This window comes from Bacteroidales bacterium, assembly GCA_023229505.1.
GTDB lineage: Bacteria > Bacteroidota > Bacteroidia > Bacteroidales > JAGOPY01 > JAGOPY01.
The window spans coordinates 1-7,434 of sequence record JALNZD010000079.1 but is presented as its reverse complement, the minus strand read 5'-3'; the positions used below and the strand labels follow the sequence as shown (position 1 = coordinate 7,434).

Sequence of the window (7,434 nt, the reverse complement as noted above, 5' to 3'; positions counted from 1 at the left end):
CGGCAAATTGCACAATTTGCCGGTCGCGGTTGAAAAAAATCTGGTTAAGGCGAAAAAAGCGGTATTTTCTTCCGGCGATTTCAACCATTCCATCCAGATGAAGGTAAATGATTTCATCAAGCTGGAAAACGCGCTCTTAGGCAGTTTCGGGGTGAAGAAAAAAATTAAGTTGATGAAGATATCGCGAATTAAATCTCGAATTAAAAAATCGCGAATAGGGACGAATAAAAAGAAGACATCGCGAAAGAGAGCCAACAAGAAGTAGAATTATGTCACAAGGCGAAGAAACAAAATCTTCAAAAAAGATTGTATATGCAGAATTGAGTTATAGGATAGTTAAGATTTTATTTGATGTATATAATGAACTTGGCGGTAGATATCAAGAAAAGTACTATCAGCGTGCTGTCGCGATAGGTTTTGACAAGAATAAAATAAGATATAATAAAGAATTATCGGTTAATTTGACATTTCAAAATCAAACTATAGGAAAATATTTTTTGGATTTTCTGGTTGAAGGAAAAATTATTGTAGAGCTAAAAACAGTTATGAGGTTTAGTTATGACGATGTTAGACAGGTTTTAGCGTATCTCAAGGCAAAAAATTTACGGCTGGGGATTTTAGTAAATTTTAGAGGGAATAAATTGGAGTATAAAAGAATAATTAATTCAAGTAATTCGTAACAATTCGCGATAAATTCGCGATGAATTAGAGATGGTTTTTAAATTGGAAAAATTTGACGGGCCGCTGGCGCTCCTGCTGCAACTGATTGAGCAGGAGGAGTTGGATATTACCCAGATCAGTTTGGCGAAAATCGCCGATCAATATATTGAGTATATCAGGCAGGCCCAAAATATTGACCCGGAAGAGATGGCTGATTTTTTGGTGGTGGCGGCGCGCTTGATTCTGATCAAATCCAAGGCTCTTTTGCCGTATCTGTTTCCGGAAGAGGAAGAGGATATTAAGGAGTTTGAAAATCAGCTGAAGATGTATCAGGAATTTTTGACGGCAACTAAAAAAGTGCAGGCGATTATCGGCAGGAAGCGATTTATGTTTTCCCGGCCGTTCAATCGCAAGGTGCTTTTTTCTGGCGATAATTTTTTTGCGCCGCCCAAAAAACTTACCGCGCCGGATCTGGCGCTGGTTTTTAACGATTTGCTTGGCCGGATCAGGCCGGCAGAGATGGATTTGGACGAAAAAATACTAGAGCCAAAAATCAGCATTGATGATAAGATTGCCCAGATCAGGGGAAGTTTGTTTGAACGCATTATGGTTCGGTTTTCAAAAATAATAAAATTTGCCCAGTCCAAGACCGAGATTGTCGTCAGTTTTCTCGCCATGTTGGAGCTGATTAAGCAAAAAGAAGTGGCGGTGGAGCAGACGGAGCTGTTTGGGGAGATAGAGATAAATAGAATTTCTAATTCCTAATATCTAATATCTAATAAATCATCAATGTCTAATGTCCAATACTAGAGCTTGATTCTTGGTTGGTAATTTATGAATTGGACATTAATTAGAAATTAGGAATTGGAAATTAGAAATTAAAAAAACGTTATAAATAAAACAAGATTTATCAAATATTTTTTATGAATATTAAATCAAGCATTGAATCTTTATTATTCATCTCCGCCAAGCCGATGTCGGCGAAGAATTTGGCTGAGCTGATGAAGGCGGGCGCTAAAGAGGTGGAGGCGGCCGGCGAGGAGCTGGTGGCGCAGTATCAGGAAAACAAAAAAGGCCTCCGGGTGATCAAGAATGGGACCAGCTTTCAGCTGGTTAGCTCGCCCGAGAATGCCAGGCTGATCCAGGAATATATTAAAGATGAAACCACGGGAGAGCTCTCGCGGCCGAGCCTGGAGGCGCTCACGATTATCGCCTATCGCGGTCCCGTAAGCAAGATTGATTTGGACCGCATCCGCGGCGTCAATTGCAGTTTGATTTTACGGAACCTGCTGATTCGCGGCTTAATTGAGGCCAAAGCCGATAAAACCAAGAATGAGACCTATTACACGGTGACGATGGATTTTGTCCGCTTCCTCGGGCTGGCAGACTTGAAACAACTGCCTGATTATGAAAAATTAAGCCAGGACGATACGATTGACCGGGTGCTTGCCCCGTTAGACGATATGAGTAAGAATATTTAAAGTTGATAGTTCCGTTTTAAGTTTTAATTTTCGGTCGTCTAATGGTGCTTGCCCCGCTAGAAAACTTGATTTAAACTATGTTGATTTCAATCTTATTCAGCCTGACAACCTATTTGTGGACGGTAAACTTTGATCTGGCCAAGACCAACCCGATACTGGCAATGCTATACGATAATTATGGTGTTAAAGGTCAGTTGGAGACGCGCGTGGCCGAGGTGGCGCGCGAGGCGGGCAGAAATTTTTTGCCGCTACAAGCCGCGGCGCGCCCGGTAGATAATTTTGCAGCCAATCATTTGCCGGCGGCGCGCGATAAAGCCAGCCTGATACCGACTCGCGCCACTTCAACTGACTATAAATTGGCGACTGAAAACGGAGTCGTGATTGATTCTGCCACTGGCGCGGTTTTGTTTCAAAAGAACAGCGACCGCGTCAGGCCAATCGCCAGCATCACCAAACTGATGACCGCGCTGGTTTTTCTTGAACACAATCCGGGTTGGGAACTCGTTTATCAAATCAGAGAAGAGGATCGCCGCGAGGGCAGTAAGGCTTATTTTGCAGTCGGTGAAAAAGTTAAAGTTAAGGATTTATTTTATTTGAGCCTCGTCGCCTCCGGCAATACCGAGACGGTCGCCTTGGTCAATTCTGCCGGCTTGGGGTTGGAGGCTTTTGTAAAGAAAATGAACGACAAGGCTGTCGAACTGGGGCTGGCCAACACGGCATTCAAGGATCCGGTCGGGCTGGATAACGGCAACGTTTCCACCGCGCTGGAGGTGGCAAAGCTGGCGCAGGCCGCTTTCGCTATCAGCGATATCCGTCAGGCGAGCATTACCAAGAAACATGAGTTCACCACCTTGACCGGTAACAAAATTACGGTTGAAAATACTGATAAATTGTTGGATCGGTTCGCGTCCGACTCACAGCTAAAAATTATCGGCGGCAAGACCGGCTATACAGACGAGGCGGGCGGCAGTCTGGCAAGTAAGTTCAATAATCAGGCCGGCAAGGAAATTATTTCAGTGGTGCTCGGCGGCGCTGATCGCAGTTCCCGCTTTAGCGAAACCAGGGGGTTGGTGGAGTGGATATATGAGAATTATCGTTGGCCGGATTAGAAATATCTACGAAATTACGAATTTTATTACAAATGTACGAATAATTTTTTTTCATTTTACTGTCGAAAATAATTTGTTTGCAGTGTCTAGTAATTCGTAAATTCGTAACCGATTTGTCCCGCCACCTATATTAAATCAAAGAAGGCGGGATCCCGCTGTAGCGGTGATAATTCGTAGATTATAAACAAATAATTAATTAACATCCTCCTATTATGAACTTAAGCAGCAACAAAATTGTCATCGCTAATCTGAAAATGAAATTAACTTTAGCCGAGACCGTAGAGCTGGCTAAAAAAATGAAAGCAAAATTCGCCGGTTTCAAAAAGGGCACGGTCGCAATATGTCCGAACTTAATTTCGCTCTTGGAGGTAGGAAAAATTTTAAAAGACTCGCCTTTGAAGTTGGGCGCGCAAAACGTTTTTTGGGAAGAGTATGGCGCCTACACCGGCGAGGTTTCAGCCAACATGCTTCTTGATGCCGGCTGTGAATATGTGATTGTCGGCCATTCTGAACGGCGCGAATATCTGCTGGAAAATTATGAACGAATTCACCAGAAAACCAAAGCAGTTCTGGATACTGATCGGCTCATCCCGGTGGTCTGCATCGGCGAAAATGCCAATGAGCGCAAGACCGATCGGCGCGATTTCGTTTTAGTGCACCAGCTGCAGCAGGCGCTCGGCGGCATCAGCCTGTTGGACAAGCAGCAGGTGATTATCGCTTATGAGCCGATTTGGGCGATCGGCTCGGGCATCGCGATTGAGCCGGCCGAGGCGGAATACGCGCACAAGATCGTCAAACTGACTTTAAACGACCTGTTTGGGCCGCAAGTTTCGGCGGCCAATTTCCGTATCGTTTATGGCGGCAGCATTTCCAGCAAGAACGTTAAAGGTTTTGTGGATTTGGAAAACACCGACGGCTTGCTGGTGGGCGGCGCGAGTCTGGACGCGGAGGAGTTTTATAAAGTGGCGAAAGCGATGATTAAGTAAATATACAATATAAAAAATAAAAGATAAAAGATAAAAATTTAGGAAATTATTCCGTCCCGCCCCGGCGGGACTCCATAATTTTTGATATTTTATTTCTCATTTTTTATTTTACTTTATGTTAGTCCATATCAAAGATTTAATCGAAGACGCGCAAAAGGGCGGTTACGCCATCGGCGCGTTTAATGTGCATAATCTGGAATCAATTCTGGGCGTGGCGCGAGCCGTGATTCGCGCCAACTCAACGGCTATTATCCAGGTTTCGGAGGGCGCGATTAAATATATGGGATTAAAACCCACAACCCACATTGTATCGACGGTGGCCAAGAACGTGGCCGACGGCGCACCGATTGCGCTTCATCTTGACCACGGCTCCAGCTTTCAGACTGTGTTTGAATGCATCGCCGCCGGTTTTTCCTCCGTCCACATTGATGCCTCGGCTTTGCCTTTTGACGAAAACATCAGGCTGACCAAACAGGTGGTTGAATTGGCGCACTCCAAGGGTGTCTGGGTGCAGGGCGAGGTCGGCGCGATTGTCGGCGGTCATGGCGAGCGGGGCGGTAAAATTGATATTCCGAAAGCCAATCTGCAAGAAGTGATTGAGTTTACGCGCAAGACCGGGGTGGATACCATCGCAGCCGCCATCGGTACGGCGCACGGCACTTTTGAGAATGAAGATGTTGACCTGGAATTATTGAGGCAGATCAAGGCAAAAGTGAAAATACCGTTCGTACTGCATGGCGGCTCGGGCATTGAAGACGCGAAAATCAGGCAAGCGATCAAAGGCGGCGTGAACATTATCAATATCGGTACCGACATCAAAGTTGCTTTCAGTGAAACGCTTAAAAAAACCTGCAAAGACAATCCGGACGAAACCGATCCGCGAAAATTAATGTCGCCGAGCATCAAGGCGGTGGAAGAAGTGGTTTATAATAAAATGGTCTTATTCGGCAGCGCTGGGCACTACCCCTTGGGATCGGTTGAAACATAGAATATTTATGTATATAATAATACCCTTGATTTTAATTTTAGCCAGTCTGGCGGTGATAATTTATATCGCCGTGCGCAAATTTCCGGCGCTCGCCAGCTTGGACGCGGCCAATATTCCGGCGGAAAAAGAGGCGCGTATCAAAGAACGGATTCTTTCCAGCCGTCTGAAACGGAGCCTTTTGAAATGGAACGTTAAATTTGACAAACTTTGGCGGCCGCTGGCGAGCGGGTTTACTGATTTTTTCCGCTGGTCGTATCATCGGTTGATTGATTTGAAGGAGGGTTATAAAATACGACCGGTGGTTCTGCCGGAGGAGGTGGAAAAAAATATTCAGATGCTATTTGAGGAGGCGGAAAATTTACGGCGGCAAAACGAACTGGCCGCGGTTGAAAAAAAATTGATTGAAATCATCAGCCTGGAGCCGAAAAGCATCAAGGCCTTCAAGCAATTGGCTCAGCTTTATTTTGAGCGGCGTGAGCTGGAAGAGGCCAAGCAGACTTTTGAGCATATCTTAAAACTGCATGAAGGCGACGAAGAAGCTTATGAAGGACTGGCGCAAATCGCCAGCAAAAGCGGCAATTTGGAGATTGCCAAGGAAGAATATTTGAAATCGCTTGATTATGACAAAGAACGCAGCTCCACCTGTTACAGCTTGGCGCTGGTTTACGAGGGAATGAATAATCATGCCGAGTCGCTTGCCACCATCAAGCAGGCGCTGATTTTAGAACCGATGAATCCCCGCTACCTTGACACTGCGTTAAGGTTGAGTATAATGTTAAAGGATAAAGAATTCGCGCTAAAGTCGTATGAAGCTTTAAAGAAAAGCAATCCGGATAACCAGAAATTAGTGGAATTCAAGGAACAGATTGATTTGCTTTGATTTGCGTAACACGTAACGCGTAACACATAACGAAGCCCGAAGGTTTATGTGTCAGGCGTTAGGTGTTTTATGTTTAAAATCGAATAAAACAAAACCAAGAAATTAAAATATAATGTGCAAGCGTATTGGTGCCTGCACTTCGAAGCTTTAGCGTAGTAGTGCCGTTGTAGCTCAGCTGGTAGAGCAACTCCATGGTAAATCAAATTTGCCCATTACGAATGAAAATTCGTTATGAATCCCGAATAACGGTTAAAGGTCTGACACAAGACTAAGACCGTGGCGATATGATCGCCCGAACGACTGACAAGGGGAGCTAAGTCTAAATATTTAGATATGCTCAAGATACAGTCTATTCCTCTAATATGTGCCATAGGTAAATAGAGGTGTAAAAGAAGGAGTAGGTCAGCGGTTCAAATCCGCTCAACGGCTCAATTAGTATTTTAGATTTATGATTTTAGATTTTGGATTTTTTTTGTATTTATTTATAATCTAAAATGTTTTAGGGTCGGTACTCCCGCTATTCAACAGGACAGGCGCCGTAGTCTAATAGGGATAGCTTGTACAAGCCTGTTCAATTTGATATAATGTGTTCATGGCGACGATTCCCGATAAAAAATTAGAAGAAATAAAAAAATTATATGCTTCCGGTCTGAGCGCAAAAGATCTAGCTGAACGACTTGAAGTATCCATGGACGCAGTTTATTATTTTTTTCGAAAGCATGGATTACCGAGAAGAACCATGTCGCAAACGAATCAGCTTCGTTTTAATCGTAAACCACCAACTTTTACAATAAATAATAAGTTGTCAGAAAATCACGAAAAATTGAAGTTAATGGGAACGATGTTGTATTGGTCCGAAGGATCACAATGGGCCGGAGAAGGAATCGTCGACTTTGCCAACAGCAATCAAGCGATGATCCAAATATTTCTGATGTTTCTGCGTAAAGTCTGCGGGATTGATGAATCAAAACTAAGGGTATATTTGTATTGTTATTCTAATCAAAATCCTAAAGAATTAATTCGGCATTGGTCAAAATTAACCAACATCTCAATTAATCAGTTTACTAAGCCTTACGTTCGTCATGATTATAAGATAGAGAAGCAAGGTAAGATGGCGTACGGCTTGATTCATATTCGATATTATGACAAAAAGTTGCTCCTGCTAATCAAGGAATGGATTAGTGAACAATGTAATAATTACCTAGGGTAGATACCAAAGCGGTCAACTGGGTGTGACTGTAAATCACATGGCTTACGCCTTCGCAGGTTCGAATCCTGCTCTGCCCACCATTACAAAATAAATATTATTCTATGAGCCAAGACAACATGA

The 7,434-nt window shown here is 43.7% G+C and carries 9 protein-coding genes and 1 tRNA gene; all 10 read left to right on the top strand.

The window, feature by feature from the left end:
* The coding region (locus M0Q51_16855) for a hypothetical protein (GenBank protein ID MCK9401641.1) at window positions 1–265 on the top strand (265 nt) is incomplete at its 5' end.
* Window positions 266–269: 4 nt separating this feature from the next.
* The gene (locus tag M0Q51_16850) at window positions 270–680 is read left to right on the top strand and encodes a GxxExxY protein (GenBank protein ID MCK9401640.1); all 411 of its coding nucleotides are present in this window, start codon (window positions 270–272) and stop codon (window positions 678–680) included.
* 43 nt (window positions 681–723) lie between these two features.
* Window positions 724–1,425, top strand: a complete 702-nt coding sequence (locus M0Q51_16845; GenBank protein MCK9401639.1) for a segregation/condensation protein A — start codon at window positions 724–726, stop codon at window positions 1,423–1,425.
* 158 nt (window positions 1,426–1,583) lie between these two features.
* Window positions 1,584–2,141, top strand: coding sequence for an SMC-Scp complex subunit ScpB (gene scpB / locus M0Q51_16840; protein MCK9401638.1), 558 nt, complete (start codon window positions 1,584–1,586; stop codon window positions 2,139–2,141).
* Window positions 2,142–2,218: 77 nt separating this feature from the next.
* Window positions 2,219–3,250 carry a serine hydrolase gene (locus M0Q51_16835; GenBank protein MCK9401637.1) on the top strand — a complete coding sequence of 344 codons (1,032 nt, stop codon included), beginning with the start codon at window positions 2,219–2,221 and terminating at the stop codon, window positions 3,248–3,250.
* A gap of 212 nt (window positions 3,251–3,462) precedes the next feature.
* Complete coding sequence (gene tpiA, locus M0Q51_16830) at window positions 3,463–4,236, top strand: triose-phosphate isomerase (protein MCK9401636.1); 774 nt, start codon at window positions 3,463–3,465, stop codon at window positions 4,234–4,236.
* 115 nt (window positions 4,237–4,351) lie between these two features.
* On the top strand, window positions 4,352–5,224 hold the full coding sequence (locus M0Q51_16825) for a class II fructose-bisphosphate aldolase family protein (GenBank protein MCK9401635.1): 873 nt from the start codon (window positions 4,352–4,354) through the stop codon (window positions 5,222–5,224).
* Window positions 5,225–5,231: 7 nt separating this feature from the next.
* A complete protein-coding gene (locus M0Q51_16820) occupies window positions 5,232–6,104 on the top strand; it encodes a tetratricopeptide repeat protein (GenBank protein ID MCK9401634.1) in 873 nt (290 codons plus the stop codon).
* Window positions 6,105–6,696: 592 nt separating this feature from the next.
* Window positions 6,697–7,314 carry a hypothetical protein gene (locus tag M0Q51_16815; GenBank protein MCK9401633.1) on the top strand — a complete coding sequence of 206 codons (618 nt, stop codon included), beginning with the start codon at window positions 6,697–6,699 and terminating at the stop codon, window positions 7,312–7,314.
* Window positions 7,309–7,394, top strand: a tRNA-Tyr gene (locus tag M0Q51_16810). Before M0Q51_16815 ends, M0Q51_16810 begins: the two co-directional genes overlap by 6 nt.
* The last annotated feature ends 40 nt before the right edge of the window (window positions 7,395–7,434 follow it).